Below are 16919 nucleotides of genomic sequence, written 5' to 3'. Positions count from 1 at the left end.
AAACTTTGTGTTCTTTGTGGTTAAATAAACCGCTAACCCAAATCACCCACCACTTCGTAATTCTTATTTTTATAACATTCCACAATAAATTCTTCGTACTGCTCAATTACTTTTTCCCAGTTAAACTGGTCCTGTATTTTGTGGAGGTTATTTTTCACCATGGTATGTTCCGGGTCTTTCCGCTGCACATTTTCTATCAGGTTTTGTACATCGGCCGCATCCGAAAAGTAGAAGGCATCGGTATGCAGCACCGATTTGTTAAAAGGGTTATTGTGCGCGGCTATCAACGCTTCGCTGGCCATGGCTTCTAACAGAGATGGATTGGTGCCGCCAACGCTGTGCCCATGAAAGTAGAGGTACGAGTTGTTTTGCAATTGCCGCACTTTAGGCGTATTAAAAATACCACCCTGAAACTGGATGCGCGTATCTTTCTCAAATTTATTGGTAATGTATTTACCAAAGCGGTTACCAGTATCGCCCAGCACCTTAAACTTTTTGCTTGAATTGCTGTTGTTAAACCCTTCTAAAATGCTTTCGATGTTATTTTCGGGCTCCATACGGGCCATCAGCAAAAAGTAATCCTCTTTCATGGCTTCGGCGGGCGAGATCTGCTCCCGCTCCTGGTCGGTAAATACCTCGGCGCCGTAGGGGATATAACTGCTGTCGATATGGTATTTATCGGCCAGGTAGGTTTTGATCACCCTCGAATCTGATATATAATAATGGCTGTGTTGCACGGCCAGTTGCTCGGCATATTTTAAAAAGTTTTGTACAGGTTTGGAGTATTTGGATCGTTTCCACTCCATGCCATCCATATTGGTAATAATGGTGCTTTTTTTAGGGTACATCCATCCCCAAACCGAACTGCTGGTATAACCCATCATCAGCACCACATCAAATTTTTGGCGGCGGGCATCCAGCAGGCAATTCATATCGTACACAAATTGCCCGGCTGTACCTATTAAGTATTCCGGATCATAGCAATGCTTAATCTGTACACCGTTCCAGGTATCCGACTGGTAGGGGTGGTTGTGCGAGTTATATACGGTTACCGAATGCCCCCGTTTAACCAATCCGGCCGATACATATTCGGATATATGCTCAAAACCTCCGTAATGGTTAGGGATGCCCCTGGTTCCTAATATGGCTATGCGTAATTTCATAACTGTAATACAATAAAGTGTGCCCGTTTTTTGCCTGGGTTTGTTATTGATATTACGGCCAGAAAATTAGATTGGTTGCTTTATACAAAGAAGGATTTCGAAATGCGAAGTGTCAAATGCGAAATGTATTTGAAATTAAGTTAAAACAACTAATACAGGAGCCAATTTCGCATTTGGCAATCCGCATTTCGAACTTCTAATACTCCGTCTTCTTCTCGCTGGTTTCCCATAGCTTAAAAGCTTGCAGGGCTTCATCGCGCAATAGTTGCAGTATGGGCAGTTTGCGGTTCTCCATGGGCAGGTCAAGTTCATCGTAGATAAACTGGTCATCAAAGCCTATGGCGGCGGCATCAGCTTTGGTATTGGCATAATAAATATGATCGATACGTGCCCAGTAAATAGCGCCCAGGCACATGGGGCAAGGCTCGCAACTGGTGTAAATTACGCAGCCTTCCAGACTGAAGGTGCCCAATTCCTGACAGGCCAGGCGGATGGCCGAAACCTCGGCATGGGCGGTAGGGTCGTTAGTGGGTACCACGCGGTTAGCGCTACGGGCTACCACCATGCCATCCTTCACTATCACGGCGCCAAATGGGCCGCCCTGTCCCTGCACTACGTTGTTCTCGGCCAGTTCAATGGCCATGCGCATAAATTTCTCGTGGTTGCTCATATTTACCTGGGTTATGATATAGCGGTATTTAACCACAAAGGTCACAAAGATTTTTAAACATTTATAATTGCTGATAATTTAACCACAGAGGTCGCGGAGGTTTCACAGAGAACACAAAGCTTTAAAAATAACTCTGTGATCTTTGTGGTTATCTCTCTGTGGTTAAATCTCATGATCCCATAAAACAGAAAACCCCGATCAGGCGATCAGGGTCTCATACTTGGGTTTATAATTGATGGTTTATTTTTTGTCGTATGTTTCGTTCAGCTTTTTCATAAAGTCGGCAGTTACGTCAAGACTTGGGTCGCCATACAATAAGGCGGTGCTGCCATTTTGGTAGGTTAATACCAACTTGTAGCCTTTTTCTTTAGCGTAGGCTTTGGTAAAATCAACAATCTTGTCGTAAAGTTTCTTCAACTCTTCCGCCTGATTGTTCTGAACTTCGGCACCCGCGTTTTGCTGGTATTGCTGCAATGATTGCTGCTCTTTCTGCAAACGTTCGCCTTCTGCTTTTTGCTGATCGGGGGTCATGGTTGCGGCCCTTTTCTGCGCATCTACATATGAGCGCTGGAAAGCTTGTTGTTTTGATGTTAAGGCAGCTTGCGCGGCATTGCTTTTTTCTTCCAGCCGTTTACGCATATCAATAGCGTATTTGTATTGGGCGGTTAAAGTATCCTGGTTAATGTATACAATAGTTGCTTTAGTGTCAACAGGTACCGCGGCAGTTGTTTTTGTATCGGTAGGGGTTTGCTTACAGGCAGTTACACTTGCTGCTATCACCAGGCCTAAGGTGAATTTTGCTAAAATTGAGGCGCTTCTTTTCATTATCTGAGTTAAAAAAATTTTGACAAAGATAAACTTTAGGTTGAAGTATCCTAATCTTTTAACAGGTGTTTTACTCCGCCCGGCTATGCTGCGCTGGCCGGCCCTCTCTTCGCTGTGCGGAAAGAGGGCAGAAGCAAATGCTGAGCTATAACGATGAGGTTCAATCCGTCGCTAATTTACCCCCTCTTTTGCCCCTTTAGGGGTTACCTGTTTGTAGTAAATATATAACCCGCTGTTTATGCCCTGTAAGGGCTACCCTTTTACATAATTCAATTAGAAAATCGGGGTAACCCCTACGGGGCAATATGTTTATTGGGGTCGGCCTTCTACAAACAGGTAGCCCCTACGGGGCAAATAAAACTGGATATGTCAAGCTCTTTTAAACAAGCGTCATTTTTATCCACAATTACACTTAATTGGCTTAATTTTCGTATTTTTGAAAGTTATACTTTTATATACTTATGAGCGAAGAAAACGTAGACAGATCTAACTATTCAGCAGATAATATACAGGTTTTAGAAGGCCTGGAGGCGGTGCGTAAACGCCCGTCCATGTACATAGGCGATACCGGCGTTAAAGGCTTGCACCACCTGGTTTATGAGGTGGTTGATAACTCGATAGATGAGGCGCTGGCCGGTTACTGCGATACCATTAAAGTTACTATCCATAAAGGAAATTCCATCACGGTTGAAGATAACGGCCGCGGTATCCCTACAGGTATTAATACCAAAGAGGGGCGCTCGGCACTGGAAATTGTAATGACCGTGCTGCACGCCGGTGGTAAGTTTGATAAGGATACTTACAAGGTGTCGGGTGGTTTGCACGGCGTGGGTGTATCCTGCGTTAACGCGCTATCCATCCACGTAAAAACCGTGGTTTACCGCGAAGGCAAGATCTTTACACAGGAGTATGAACGTGGTAAGCCATTGTTCCCCGTAAAAGAGATAGGCGTATCTGACAAAACTGGTACTACCCAAACTTTCCAGCCGGATGATGAGATTTTTACAACTACTACCGAATACCGGTTTGAAACCCTGGCAACCCGTTTACGCGAGCTGGCTTTCCTGAATAAAGGGATTAAACTAAGCTTAACCGACGAGCGTGAAACTAACGATGATGGTAGCTTTGTATACGAAGAATATTTCTCGGAAGGCGGCCTGAAGGAGTTTGTGAAATACCTTGACGGTACCCGTGTAGCTATTATCCCCGAGCCAATTTATTTGGAGGGTGTAAAGAACGGCATCCCGGTTGAATTGGCTTTGCAATACAATGATACTTATACCGAGAACGTACACTCGTACGTAAACAATATTAATACCATTGAAGGCGGTACCCACGTGGCCGGTTTCCGTATGGGATTGACCCGCACGCTGAAATCGTACGCGGATAAAGAGGGCCTGCTGAAAAACGTAAAAATTGAAATTACCGGTGATGACTTCCGCGAGGGGTTAACCGCTGTGATCTCGGTTAAAGTACAGGAACCTCAGTTTGAAGGGCAAACCAAAACCAAACTGGGTAACAGCGAGGTGAGCGGCGCCGTAAACATTGCCGTGGGCGAGATCTTAGGTAACTACCTGGAAGAAAACCCAAGGGAAGCCAAAATGATCGTTCAGAAGGTAATTTTGGCTGCTACTGCCCGTGCCGCTGCCCGTAAGGCGCGCGAAATGGTGCAGCGTAAATCGGTAATGAGCGGTTCGGGCCTGCCCGGTAAGCTGGCCGATTGCGCTAATAACGACCCGGTTGTTTGCGAGTTATACCTTGTCGAAGGTGACTCGGCGGGTGGTACTGCCAAGCAAGGCCGTAACCGCGATAACCAGGCTATCCTGCCGTTAAGGGGTAAGATCCTGAACGTGGAGAAAGCCATGGAGCATAAGATTTATGAGAACGAGGAAATTAAGAACATGTTCACCGGCCTGGGTGTAAGCATCGGTACGCCCGAAGATCCAAAGGCATTGAACATGACTAAGCTGCGTTACCATAAGATCATCATCATGACGGATGCTGACGTGGACGGATCGCACATTACTACGCTGATCCTGACCTTCTTCTTCCGTTATATGAAAGAGCTGGTGGAATTTGGCTATGTATACATTGCTACCCCGCCGCTTTACCAGGTTAAAAAAGGTAAAGAGTTTGAATACTGCTGGACCGACGCGCAACGCGACGTAGCCATACAACGTTTAAAAGGCGCCGGTAAAGAAGACAGCGTACACGTGCAACGTTACAAAGGTTTGGGTGAGATGAACGCCGAGCAATTATGGGATACCACCATGAACCCGGCTACCCGTACCCTGCGCCGCGCCACCATTGATAACGCCGCCGAATGCGATCACACCTTCAGCATGCTGATGGGTGACGAGGTTGCGCCACGCCGTGCCTTTATCGAGAAAAACGCGAAGTACGCAAGAATAGATACATAGAGATTGCGAATTTCGAAATTTCAATTTCGGAATAATATGAAAACGCCCCGTTGTGCAAACAACGGGGCGTTTTTGTTTCTGTTAATGCTGGCGCAAGTTTAAGGGCTGATTGTGTGCTGGCTTAACTTGTGCCTGGGATAATCGGAAGTCTGCGACTTCCGCCTTGTAAATTTTACTTCGATAATTCCAGCGCCTGGCTAAAATCATTAATCAGATCATCGGTATCTTCAATACCAACCGATAGCCTGATCATAGAATCAGGAATACCCATTTCGGCACGGCGGTCGGCGCCTAATTCAAAAAATATAGTATGCGCCACCGGGATAGCCAGCGTGCGCGTATCGCCCAGGTTGCTGCTTTTAATCACCAGTTGCAAATGGTTAAGGAAAGCGAAAAGATCTACACCATCCTTCAGCGCAAAGCTCATTAACCCGCCAAAGCGCGAAAATAGCTGACCGGCTAATTCATGTTGCGGGTGGCTTTCCAGGCCGGGATAATATACCTTGCTTACTAACGGATGTGTTTCTAAAAATTTAGCCAGCGCGGCCGCGTTGCTGCAAGCCCTGTCTAATCGTAAAGCCAAAGTTTCCGAACCAACCGATAAGTTATGCGCTGCTTCGGGCGCTAAGGTGCCGCCGCCATCGCGCAGGCCGCGTTTACGTATCTGGGTAATACCCAGCATGGCAGGTTTAATTTGCTCGCGCAGTACGGGGGCGATGTTTTTAAAGTTGGTCCAGTCAAACAGGCCGGTATCAGTCACACTACCGCCAAGCGCGTTGGCATGGCCGCCAATATATTTTGTCAGGGAGTTGATAATCAAGCTGGCCTTTACCGTAACCGGTTTAAACAGGTAGGGCGATGTCATGGTGTTATCCACAACATATATTAAACCCTTATCGCTGCAAAAATTGCCGATGTTTACCAAATCGGCTACCTGGGTGGCCGGGTTGGCAATAGTTTCAACAAACACCATGCAGGTGTTATCCTGATAGGCCGATTTAATTTCGTCGACAGATGTGGCGTCCACAAAGCTAATTTGCAGGCCCATATCTATCAACGTTTGCATAATGCTGCGGGTATTGCCAAATAGATATGAACTGGCAATAATATGGTCGCCCGCTTTTAGCAGCGCCAGGATAGTAGCCGTAATGGCCGCCATGCCGGTACTGAAAGCTACCGTAGCCATCCCCTGTTCCATTTGTGTAACCTTATGCTCCAGCGCGGTAACAGTTGGGTTGCCCTGGCGCGAGTAGGCATAACCTTTCTTCTTATTTTGAAAAACATCAACCAATCCCTGCACATCATCAAAACCCCAGGTTACCGCGGTGTGGATAGGTTGGTGCAATGCCCCGTGTTCGGGTTTTAAAAGCCTGTCGGAATGGAGTATGGTGGTGGTGAAACCCTTTTTATCGCTCATGAGTTTTGTAAAGCAGCAAACTTAATATTTATTTTTAAAATGGGCGGCAATATGGCGTAGCAGATATGGGAATTTAACCACAAAGGGCACAAAGATGAGGAGCACTAAGAGCACAAAGTTCTTGTAAAAGTATATAAAAGCCTTTGTGAACTTTGTGCATACTGACAGTGCAAGTCTTAGTGTCCTTTGTGGTTAAATTACCACAAATTGAAAATATAAAATATATACATAACATTCTTATGTATATAATAAAACTTTATATATTTGCTTTATGAATGCAAACTCAATGTTGAAAGGCACGCTGCAAACCATCATCCTGAAGCTGCTGGAAGATAACAGCCGCATGTATGGTTACGAAATTACCCAGAAAGTAAAAGAGGCATCGGCCGGTGAAATTATGCTGACCGAAGGCGCGCTATACCCCGCCCTGCACAAACTGGAAGGCGAAGGCTTATTGCAAACCACTACCGAAATTGTGGATGGCCGCGCCCGCAAATACTACAGCCTTACCGAGCAGGGCGGCAAAGAGGTAACCACTAAACTGGACGAAGCCCGCGCCTTTATTGAGCAATTGCAAAATGTACTGAACCTTAAACCAGCCTTAAAATGAAGCCAACCGAACAACAGGATATCCTATTGCGCAAATATTTAAGGGATATGATGCGTTACCGCGAAACTTACGAGGAGGTGTACGACCATGTGCTGACTGCTTTGGAGCAAAGGGAATATACCGGCACTTTAGAAGAAGCCGTTAACCAGATTTTACGTGAAGATTTTGGCGGATACGATCAATTGCTAAAAATGGAGAGTAAGGCTAAAAGCATAGCGCTTAATGATGGTGTGGCAAAATACATTGGTTTTTATTTCGCGTATTTTAAGTGGCCCAATATGCTTTATACAATAGGCATGGCCGTACTAATTTATTTTACGCTGGCCCAGATCAGGCTGGCTCCTATTGTAGTGGAAGGTATTTTCGCTGTGATTATTCTAATGCCTGCTATACTTTCTTTACGGCGCTATTATATGGTTGGTTACCTGTTTCGTGATGTGAAAAGATCAATCCGTGATGATATATTTGCCAGGATAGCTATGGTGCCTACCCGCTTATTTGTGTTTCTGGCGCTTGGGATAGTGATCAGTATGGATAAAGGTCGCGATATTTGGGCACATGCAAATCCAACCATACTTACGGTATTGTATACCGCATCGGCTATTTACCTGTTATCTATTATCAAGTTATATCGCGACGAATTTAAAATGAGTATAGCCGCATGATACTAACCGCAGAAGAAATAACCTGGGTAAGCAACAAATTGAACACTTACGAGATAAAATACCAGGAAATTTATGATGAGCTGAAAGACCATATACTGACGGCCATAGAAGTTTTACGTGATCAGAGCGATACCCGGGACATTGAGTTGTTGTTTACCGATGTGGTTAAAAAGCAGTTCCCCGGCTATTGGCCGTTTGAGGATATTGTTAAACAATATGCAACTGCTTACCGCCAACGCGTACGTAAAACCATGTGGGCAAATTACAAACACTACTTCAATTGGCAAACCATACCGCTAATGGTGATATTACTTTGGGCCAGCTTCTACCTCCCGCATGTTAAAAAAGTAATTGGGCCTATGATGATCATGCTGCTGATGATTAGCATTGTGCCGGTTGTATACGTGTATTACCGGGGGCGCCGTATCCATACCGATAAAGGTAAGCACTCTTACGTTAAGGGTTACCTTTTAACGGTATCTAATCTGTTGCTTATTCTGTTCAACCTGGGGTTCAACACCATTGGCATTTTATTTAAAGATTCGTTTTTAAGCCCCAGGAACTACCCGCCCTATGTTTGCTTGTTGCTGTTGATCGCATCGTCTGTTTATTGTTTAAGCTGCATCCGCCTTAGCCGGCAGGAATTTAAAATTGCAAATTGAAAAATCAACGCTTATTAAAGACCGATACGGCCCGCATCCGGACTTATTTTTAAACCTTAAACTTTAACTGCTTTTTGCCATAATCAATCACGGCTTTATATTTCATTAAAATATCGCCGCCTATTACGCCCAGTACTTCAGGGTGGTTCATTTGCCTGTAGGCGATGTTAATGGTGGATAGATCAAGCACCGTGACCTCTATATTTTTGATGTGCAATTGGCCAATGTGCAAATCGGGGATCAACGCGGTGTAGGATTCCATTTCGTTGGTACCCAAACCGGTTGATAGTTGATCGCTGGCTAATACCAAAGCTTCTTCGTGTACCTCCAATAAAATTTTATCAAAAGCGGTTTTTGATGCCCCGGTATCCAGCACAACTGTAAATGGTTTGCCGTAAACCGTGATATCTAACAGGGGATGGAAGCCATCGTCTCCAAGATCGATAATAGTTAGCGGGATTTTGATGATCATTTTCGGATGTGCAAATGTGCGGATGTGCAAATATGCAAATGAAAAGCATTAGTTCCTCATCTGCACATCTGCATATTCGCACATCTGCACATTAATAAATATGCAAATGAAAAGCATTAGTTCATCATTTGCACATCTGCATATTCGCACATCTGCACATTAATAAATATGCAAATGAAAAGCATTAGTTCATCATTTGCACATCTGCGCATATTCGCACATCTGCACATTAGAACGGATACCCTATAGCTAAGTTAAATACCCCGCTTTTTGAATCGAATTTAAAACGTTGCCCGGCAGGCATCCAGGGTTTGATGACCGGGAAACCTAAATCGGTACGCAGTACCAGTACTGTCAAATCAAACCGCAGGCCGAAACCGGCATCGGCGGCTATCTGGCTCAGGAAGTTTTTGCCGAAAGTGCCGCCTTCCAGGCCTTTGTGATAATTCAGGTTCCAGATGTTACCGGCATCAATAAACAGGGCGCCGCGCACAATGCTGAATAGTTTTGGCCGGTATTCGATATTGCCTTCCAGCTTGATATCGCCCGATTCATCCGGCAGAAAACCGCCGCTGTTCACGGCATTATATGTACCCGGGCCAATAGAACGCGCCCTGAAACCACGCAGACTGTTTGTGCCGCCAATAAAAAACTGCTGACTATAAGGCATAATGGTTGAATTGCCAAAGGGCAGGCCAACACCCAGCATCAGGCGCATGGCTATCATGCTGTTCAGTCCGGTTTTATGATAAAACCTGATCTCGTTTTCCAGCTTTACATACTGGTTGTACGGCGCGCCAAATACCTTGCCTACCTTGCCACCCAGTGTATCCGCTCCTGATATCAGGCCTAACAGTAATGCCGATGTACTCACCTTGCCGTTATAATAAAAGGTATTAACGCGGCGGTCTTCGGTAGTATTAGTGAAGGTATAACTGTACGATGGGCCAAAGGTAAGCTGGTTATCAATAACGTGTTTTAAGGTAGGATTACCTGTGCTGTTAATGGTATCTAAGTATTTTTGGGTGATATTGGTCGCATTAACATAAGTGATATTAGTAAGGTTTAACTCGTGCGTGCGGTGCGCGTTTTCCTTCCACTGATACCCGAACGATCCGCTGAACGAGTTGAGCGTATATAACTGCGTACGGTTAGTTAAGGCGTATTGCAGGGTTAAATTGGTGTGCGGCACAAAGGCGCTGGTATTGGTCAGATCAAAAGGCGCGATAAACCGTGGCCATGATAAACTGGTTTGAATCCCGGTTTGATAAACATTATACCCGCTGTTTTGCCCCGATACCTGTACATCCGTACTCCCAAATAAGGATACGGTCAGTAATTCGGCGCCCTTAAAGGCATTGCGGTTGCGCCAGCTTAAGTTAACCTGGGTGCCGGTAAAGTTAGCCGAGGTGGTGCGCCCTAATACCTCAAATTGCAGGGATTTACGCTGGTAAGGCGTTAAAAAATAAAACACATTCAGCTTGGGCGTATCGGTACTTACATCTTCAAAGCGGTTCTTTACAAATTTAAAAGGTCCCAGCTCTATAAAGCGATTGAGCGCTTTGTTGTGCTCTGTGCGGTTATATACACTCCCTTTTTGAAACTGCACCACACTTTTAAATACAAAATCGCGCACGTATTCGCGTTTTTGTACAATAAAGTAATTACGGTAGGGCTGGGCCTTATCCAGCATCAGCGCGGTATCCCGTAAGGTATAATTAGGGTAGATATAGATATTGTTGATATCATAAATACGGCGGGCCCTATCCGCAGTTGTACGTTTTACCTGCACGGTAATATCCAGCTGGTGATCGCCAACGGGGGTATCCACCCGCATAATCAGGTCTTCGGGGGCGAAGTAGTAAAAGCCTTCTTCTTTCAGCCGCGCGTCTATACGGATGCGTTCGGCTTTAATGATATCCAGGTTGTAGTTATTGCCGGGTACAAACAGGGTTTGTTTGGCAGTGCCTGCCACGGCGGTATCAACATCGGTTTGCCCTTTGGGGAAATAAATATTGCGGATGCTGTAGGATGGCCCGGCCTGTACGTTAAACACAGCTTTGGCCGTTTTGCGCTTGTTTACCGTATCGCCGCTGGCCTGGGCTAAAAAGAAGCCCTCGTTTTGCAGGCGGTTTTGCATAATCTGGCTATTGCTGTTCACATCAACCATACTGATCAGCACCGGGGGCTCGCCATACTTGCTCAGGAATTTTTGGATAAAGTTACGGCGGGCATGCGTTTTATTATAAATCCATAGTTTTACCCGCATACCTAATATGGTGCTGTTGGGCTGCGGCCTGATCAGGGCCTTCATTTCATCAGTGATAAATTTCTGGTCGCTTTTGGTAATATCGCTGGGGTCAACCTTTACATCGGCCCCGGTATACAACTTTTGATTGTTCACCAGATATTTAGTATTACTGCACGCGCTTAACAGCACAGTAATGATCATTAAATATATAAACCTTTTGCCCATGGTTATTTTGATGTTGTAGTGGGGACCCAATTTTGCTGATCCTGGTTTTCCTGCATTTTATAATCTATCGCATTCTCCTGGCGCATTTCCGCGTCCTGGTTAGATGCAGCAGGTGGAGGCGGAGCCTGCTTTTGCTTGTCCTGCTGTTCCTGTGTTTTTTTATCTATAGAATCCTGCCTGGCCTTCTGTTCGTTTTTATCTTGTTTATCAGCTTCTTTAGTTTCCTCCTTCAGGGCTTTTTCCTGCGCTGTCCGTTTGCGGAAGATCTGGCTGAAGCGGTTATAATCTACCGTCAGGGTAAAGGCTACGCCGGTTTCTATCACTTCGCCCTGTATCACTATATATTCATCCTTACGGTAAGCGCGCAGCATGTAGCGGCCATCCTTACTTAGTTTATAGCCTATGGATACATTGCCTGCTATATTGGTGGCCTTTTGCCCCGGCTGGTTCTGCCCTTCCAGGTTAAAGTTATTACCAACAGTAACCGTCAGGCGGTCGTTCAGGAACTGTTTAGACAGGCCAACATTCAGATCAGTACGGTTTTGCGCGGTACCCATCGAGTAATCCTCGCCCGATTGCAGGTCGAAGCTCAGGGCCACACCGCCTATCAGATCGCCGGCCAGTTTATTCAGCTGGTCGGATAACAAGCTGCTCACGCTGTTGCGGATGGTGCCGTTAATGCTGGGGCCCGCGCCGGCGCTTTGCAAGGGGTTATCGCCAATAAAGTGGCCCAGCACCAATACGCCTAATACCTGTTTGTTTAACTCGTTAGGGTCTTGTCTTACCTGTGCCAGGCGGTTATTCACGGTGTTAACCACTTCGCTTGATACGGAATAATTATCCTCGGGCAGTACAATGTCAAAACTAATATCGGGCTTCATTAATTCGCCCTTCATCATCAGGTTAACATTAAAGGGCAGCTTTTGCTTGTACATGGTGCGCTGCGTCTCGTCGCCGGTTAATTGCTGCCCAACCAGGTCAATAGGAGGCGCTTTGGCCACATATACGGCAGTCAGGTTAATGTCCGCGGTGGTCGGGTCGCCGGTCCAGGTAATGGTACTGCCTTGTTTAAAATCAAACTTGCGGTTAACGGTAGCATAGGAGAGGGTGTACGATCCTTCGTTAACGGTATAAGTACCGGTTAGGTTGATCTTGCCGCTGGGATCAATACCGGCGTTCAGTTGCGCATCGCCCTTCAGGTGTACCACATCGCCATTACGCTCGTCTATTACGATATTAAAATTGGCATTTTTATTTACGTTGATCGTGGCGGAAACATCCATGCCGGTGATGTCGGATTTTTTCAGCGAATCCAGCTTTTTAGCCAATAGGATAGAATCCAGTTTGGGCGCGTTGGCATTGGCAAAATAAACCACGCCCTTACGGTCTTCAATAGCCGGGTCATTGGTAGGCAGTACAATGGTCAGGTCGGTTTTATCGTTCACGGTCAGGGTGGCATCCACAACCGGCTTATTCATATCCCCGCGGATCCTGATGCGGCTATCTAAATATAGCTTACCATAGTACAGTTTATTATCCTCACGGGTTGAATTGATCACCCGGAAATTATCCGTAGTGATATCCAGCCCGAAACGATAGTCGGTAAAGGTTTTGGTATAAACCGTGCCGTTCACCATCGCTTTATTGCCTACCGAGTCAATCAGCGTGAAATTGTTAAAACGGATACCATCATCATTAAAGGTGATGCTTTCCTTTTGCATGCGGAAGTAGGAGTTTAGCATCGATACGTTAAAGCCCACCTGGTTAAAGTTAACATCGCCACGTACCTGCGGAGCGTCTGGTGAGCCGGTTATTTTCAACTGACCGGTCATATCGCCGCTGGCCCGGCGGATAGCGCCAAAGCTGAAACCCTCTATGCTTTTCATCTTCAGGGTAACTATATTCATATCCATATCAATCCTGCTTTCGGGCGCGGTATAGTACAGGCCTTTCAGGGTAACCTGGTTGCCTTTGCCGGTAATGTTGGCATCTATAGCATAAGCGTTTTCGGTTTGGTTGTTGATTTTGAGCGCGATATTGCCTACCGTATCACCTTTAAAGTTGAAATCGTTAACATGCATGTCCGCTACAAATTGCGGTGTTTTTTGCAGATTACTGATCTGTGCCTGGCCGTTGATCACCCCGCCAACCAACAGTGAATCCTGCTGCGCTATCTTGGTCAGCGTTTCAATACGGAAATTAGTGAAGCCTACCGTAATAGGCGAATTGTATTCGGGCGAACTGCTGTTCACGCTTAATACCTGCCCGGCGTTGGAAATGCTAAAATCACGCGCCAGGATACCCTTGCCGCCAAATTGCAGGGCATTGTTAGGGCTAACTGCCCATGGAGTATAATCAAACAGTAAACCGTTTTGCAAAAAGCTGAACTGGTATTCGTTGGGGAGGGCGGTAAATACCCCCGCCATGCGGTAACGTTCTTTTTTGGCTGCATCGCGCACCTGTACGTTCACATTCAGTTTATTATTTTGGGCGCTTCCGCTGATGCTGGGATAAAGCAGATCAAGCGATGTGCCCACTTTTACTTCATCCACCGTAAGGGCATAGTTCAGTGCGTTATTATTGGTATTGATATTCAGCTTGCCGTTGCTGACGGTATTGGTACCGTAAACCACTTTGGGTATGGTGCCATTAACGGTCAGTTCGCCCGTATTGCTGTCAAATTTACCGTTGATCATTACCGGGCTCAGCTGTTTCAGGTCTGGCGCAAATTTGGTGAACAGCGGGGTTTTGATCACGCGGATATCAAAAGTGAATTGTTGCGGCGAATAGGCTGGTTTAATGGGTTTTTGAGCTTTGGTTTTAGCCCGGTTTGCCGAATCTATTTTGGCCCTGGAAGCCACCGTAGCGCCTCCGGCCAAATTGGTATCGTAATACTTGTTAATTACATCCTGCAGGGCCGGACCAACTTCGGTGAGTTTGTATTTGCCGGCCATATGGGCGGTTAGCATGGGGAGTTTTAATAACAGCGTGCTGCTATCGGCCGTAGCGGTTGATATCAGGCTCACGGTGTCCAGCTTAATGCGCTCGCCTTTGTTTACCAGCAGCATATCGGTCAGCATAATCTTGCCATTCAGATAATCCGGATCGGCAGTGGGGACATCAGCCACCAGTTTACCGTGGAAACGCATCGGGTCTTTTACAAATCCCAGCTTTTGCAGATCGATACTGTCGATCATCATATTGGCCTTAACCGATGGGTATTTCTTGTTAAGGTTGGCCGAAGCATCCAGACTGAAATTGATATTTGGGTCGCGCATGCGGGCATTCACTACATAGCTGCCGTTGGTAGCCGTGCCTTTCATCTCTAAATTTTTGTAGGTATAGCCCTTTATATAAGCGCTGGCTACTGTTCCGTTAAACTGTACACTCAGGTTTTTAGGGTCGATACCGGTGCCTTTTACATGTGCCGTAGCGCTAACCTTGCCTACCATTTGCGGTTGTTTGGTTAGCGCGCCCACATTCAGGTCGTTCATTTTAATATCGGCGGTGTAGCTTTCACGCCCTTTGTGCGCGCCGTTATAAATGGCTTTCACATCGGCAGCGCCATAGCTGCTGCGCAGTTGCAGGTTGGTGTTAAAAATGGTCATGCCGCCTTTAAACGTCCCTTTCAGGCTCATGTTTTCGGGTATACTCACGCTGGATGGGATGGTGCCAGCCGGAACCAGTCGCGCCATATCCGTATAGGTGGTGGTAAAATCTTTAATGTTCAGATCAGCATATACTTTATTTACATCGGGCAGACCTTTAATAACTGCCGATGCTTTAATGTGGGTATGGCTTAAACCGGTAATCTCTAAATTAGGGATGTTCAGGTTATTAACCTTACCCATTACGCGCCCGTTAATTTTAAACACCGAGTTGGGCGAACTTTTAAATGGCTCCATACCAGCCATGGTTGGCATCAACAACAGCACATCTTTTAAATTGAGTTTACTGCCATCTAAATTAGCGTTAATGCTTAAAGCGCCTATGTTTTTGGTAACAGCATCCGGCGATGGATAGCTTACCTGTATTTGTTTTTGCAGGATGGTATTTGGGGTTTCCAGATACATATCGTTCAGATAGGCGTTTTTAGGGCCGTAGAAAAATGCAGTGCGGAACTTTTTGATCTTCAGGCCGCTTTTCTCGTTAAAGGAGAGTGAATTGATCTTGCCCGAAATGGTATCAGTAGTATAAGCCAGATTGGAGATCTCCGTATTCAGGTCGCGGATATTCATGTGGTTATAATCCAGTCCCCTGGCAATGGATTTTTCGGCGTTGTTATCAAACCTTACATCATTATTAGTCAGGCTCATCTTACCTAAATTAACGATCCATCCTTTGTCCGATCCGGGCGCAGTTATCAGCGTATCCAGTTTTTTTGCGGTTCTAACTACGGCCTTTACTACGGTGGTAGGTTTGGCTAAGGCCAGCGCGGCTTTAGTATTGTCAAGGGTGATGGATTTGATGCCGACTTTTTGTTTTTTCAGGTCTATCTTATCCATCTCCACCAATAGTTTACCCAAGTCCATTTGGGTGGTCATTTCGTTGGTGCGGTAATCCAGCTTAATCTTCGAAAGATCGATTATGCCCAGGTTAATATCCATATTTAGCGGCGTAGTAGCAGTATCAATCCTTGCGGCCTGCCCGATGGACGAGCCAACCGGGGTTTGGATAATACGCGCGTTTACGCCCGAAAGAGTGATCTTAGGGATAGTGAACTTCATTTTGTCCATATCAAATTCCTTAATACGGGTATCAAAATGGCCTAATAAAAATTTCACATCGTTGCCGGTGGTCAGGTCCTTGTACGAGATATTGATCTTATCCAAAATGATCTTGTCCAGCGAGAATTTCATGGTAGCGGTGGTATCGGCAGGCTTAACCTCTTTCTTCTGCTCGCCCGCGAAGGCTTTAATAATATAATCGAAATTAAAAACGCTATCGGTCCCGCGGCTTACTTTGGCCGTAATACCCTGCAGGTTAATTTCGTTTATCTCTACTTTATTGCTCAGCAGCTTTAGCAGACTGATATCTACTTTCAGCTTATCACCGGCTATCAGCGTGTCTTTTTTCTGGTCCTCAAAATAAACATCTTCCAGTACGATCAGTTTAGGCAGGCCCAGGCTCAGGTGGCCTATCTCTACTTTGGTGTGGATCTTCCCCTGCACATAGTTCACAACTTTATTTTTGGCGAAATTTTGTACAGCCGGTACCTGGATAAGAATGGCCACAAGCAGCACCAGAAATAGTACGCTTGCAATTATCCAAAGGATGATTTTAAGGGCTATACGTCCAAATTTTTCCAAATCTTAGTTCTTCAAAGGGTTGATGTTTCGTTATTGCATAGCAGTTATATCGGCAGGCAAGAACGGTTAAAACTTCATGCCGTATGAGCTGTTTGACTCTAACAGATTTTTAACAACTTTTATAGCTAAGTTGTTTGGAAAATAAGACATTTTTTGGATGGATTATAACTTATAGTTACCGTTAATAAGCAATGCCCGAAAGCTGAGCCGAAATTGATTGCTAACACGTA

At 45.6% G+C, this 16919-nt stretch carries 11 protein-coding genes; 4 read left to right on the top strand and 7 right to left on the bottom strand.

Annotation, left to right across the window (positions count from 1 at the left end; genetic code table 11):
• Positions 1 to 32: 32 nt before the first annotated feature.
• The 3 genes from AC07M6_RS13710 to AC07M6_RS13700 all read right to left on the bottom strand — a co-directional run bounded on the left by AC07M6_RS13710 (position 33) and on the right by AC07M6_RS13700 (position 2658).
• On the bottom strand, positions 33 to 1163 hold the full coding sequence (locus tag AC07M6_RS13710; protein WP_494890263.1) for a DUF1972 domain-containing protein: 1131 nt from the start codon (positions 1161 to 1163) through the stop codon (positions 33 to 35).
• Positions 1164 to 1359: 196 nt separating this feature from the next.
• Entirely contained in the window at positions 1360 to 1833 is a 474-nt protein-coding gene (locus AC07M6_RS13705) for a nucleoside deaminase (RefSeq protein WP_494890261.1), read from the bottom strand.
• A gap of 240 nt (positions 1834 to 2073) precedes the next feature.
• Complete coding sequence (locus tag AC07M6_RS13700; protein WP_494890259.1) at positions 2074 to 2658, bottom strand: OmpH/Skp family outer membrane protein; 585 nt, start codon at positions 2656 to 2658, stop codon at positions 2074 to 2076.
• Between the two features lie 461 nt (positions 2659 to 3119).
• Here AC07M6_RS13700 and gyrB point away from each other — a divergent pair, with 461 nt between their 5' ends.
• A complete protein-coding gene (gene gyrB, locus AC07M6_RS13695) occupies positions 3120 to 5078 on the top strand; it encodes a DNA topoisomerase (ATP-hydrolyzing) subunit B (RefSeq protein ID WP_494890257.1) in 1959 nt (652 codons plus the stop codon).
• 172 nt (positions 5079 to 5250) lie between these two features.
• Here the strand turns inward: gyrB and AC07M6_RS13690 are convergent, their stop codons facing one another.
• Complete coding sequence (locus AC07M6_RS13690) at positions 5251 to 6495, bottom strand: cystathionine gamma-synthase family protein (RefSeq protein ID WP_494890255.1); 1245 nt, start codon at positions 6493 to 6495, stop codon at positions 5251 to 5253.
• A 271-nt stretch (positions 6496 to 6766) separates the two neighbouring features.
• Between AC07M6_RS13690 and AC07M6_RS13685 the strand changes: the two genes are divergently transcribed.
• From AC07M6_RS13685 to AC07M6_RS13675, 3 genes are read left to right on the top strand one after another with little or no spacing between them, the layout of a single operon-like run.
• Positions 6767 to 7105, top strand: a complete 339-nt coding sequence (locus tag AC07M6_RS13685) for a PadR family transcriptional regulator (RefSeq protein WP_494890253.1) — start codon at positions 6767 to 6769, stop codon at positions 7103 to 7105.
• Complete coding sequence (locus AC07M6_RS13680) at positions 7102 to 7770, top strand: hypothetical protein (protein WP_494890251.1); 669 nt, start codon at positions 7102 to 7104, stop codon at positions 7768 to 7770. Before AC07M6_RS13685 ends, AC07M6_RS13680 begins: the two co-directional genes overlap by 4 nt.
• On the top strand, positions 7767 to 8432 hold the full coding sequence (locus AC07M6_RS13675; RefSeq protein WP_494890249.1) for a hypothetical protein: 666 nt from the start codon (positions 7767 to 7769) through the stop codon (positions 8430 to 8432). The genes AC07M6_RS13680 and AC07M6_RS13675 overlap by 4 nt, the downstream gene beginning before the upstream one ends.
• Positions 8433 to 8481: 49 nt before the next feature.
• On the opposite strand, the gene AC07M6_RS13670 is transcribed toward AC07M6_RS13675, so the two are convergent.
• The 3 genes from AC07M6_RS13670 to AC07M6_RS13660 all read right to left on the bottom strand — a co-directional run bounded on the left by AC07M6_RS13670 (position 8482) and on the right by AC07M6_RS13660 (position 16689).
• Positions 8482 to 8904 (bottom strand): aspartyl protease family protein, encoded by a 423-nt coding sequence (locus AC07M6_RS13670; protein ID WP_494890247.1) that lies wholly within the window; start codon positions 8902 to 8904, stop codon positions 8482 to 8484.
• 229 nt (positions 8905 to 9133) lie between these two features.
• The gene (gene tamL / locus AC07M6_RS13665; RefSeq protein WP_494890245.1) at positions 9134 to 11380 is read right to left on the bottom strand and encodes a translocation and assembly module lipoprotein TamL; all 2247 of its coding nucleotides are present in this window, start codon (positions 11378 to 11380) and stop codon (positions 9134 to 9136) included.
• 2 nt (positions 11381 to 11382) lie between these two features.
• Positions 11383 to 16689, bottom strand: coding sequence for a translocation/assembly module TamB domain-containing protein (locus tag AC07M6_RS13660; RefSeq protein WP_494890243.1), 5307 nt, complete (start codon positions 16687 to 16689; stop codon positions 11383 to 11385).
• Positions 16690 to 16919 lie beyond the last annotated feature (230 nt).

This window comes from Mucilaginibacter sp. GW821-FHT07H05, assembly GCF_059418485.1.
The sequence above is the reverse complement of the archived record's forward strand: the minus strand, read 5'-3'. Positions and strand labels throughout refer to the sequence as shown.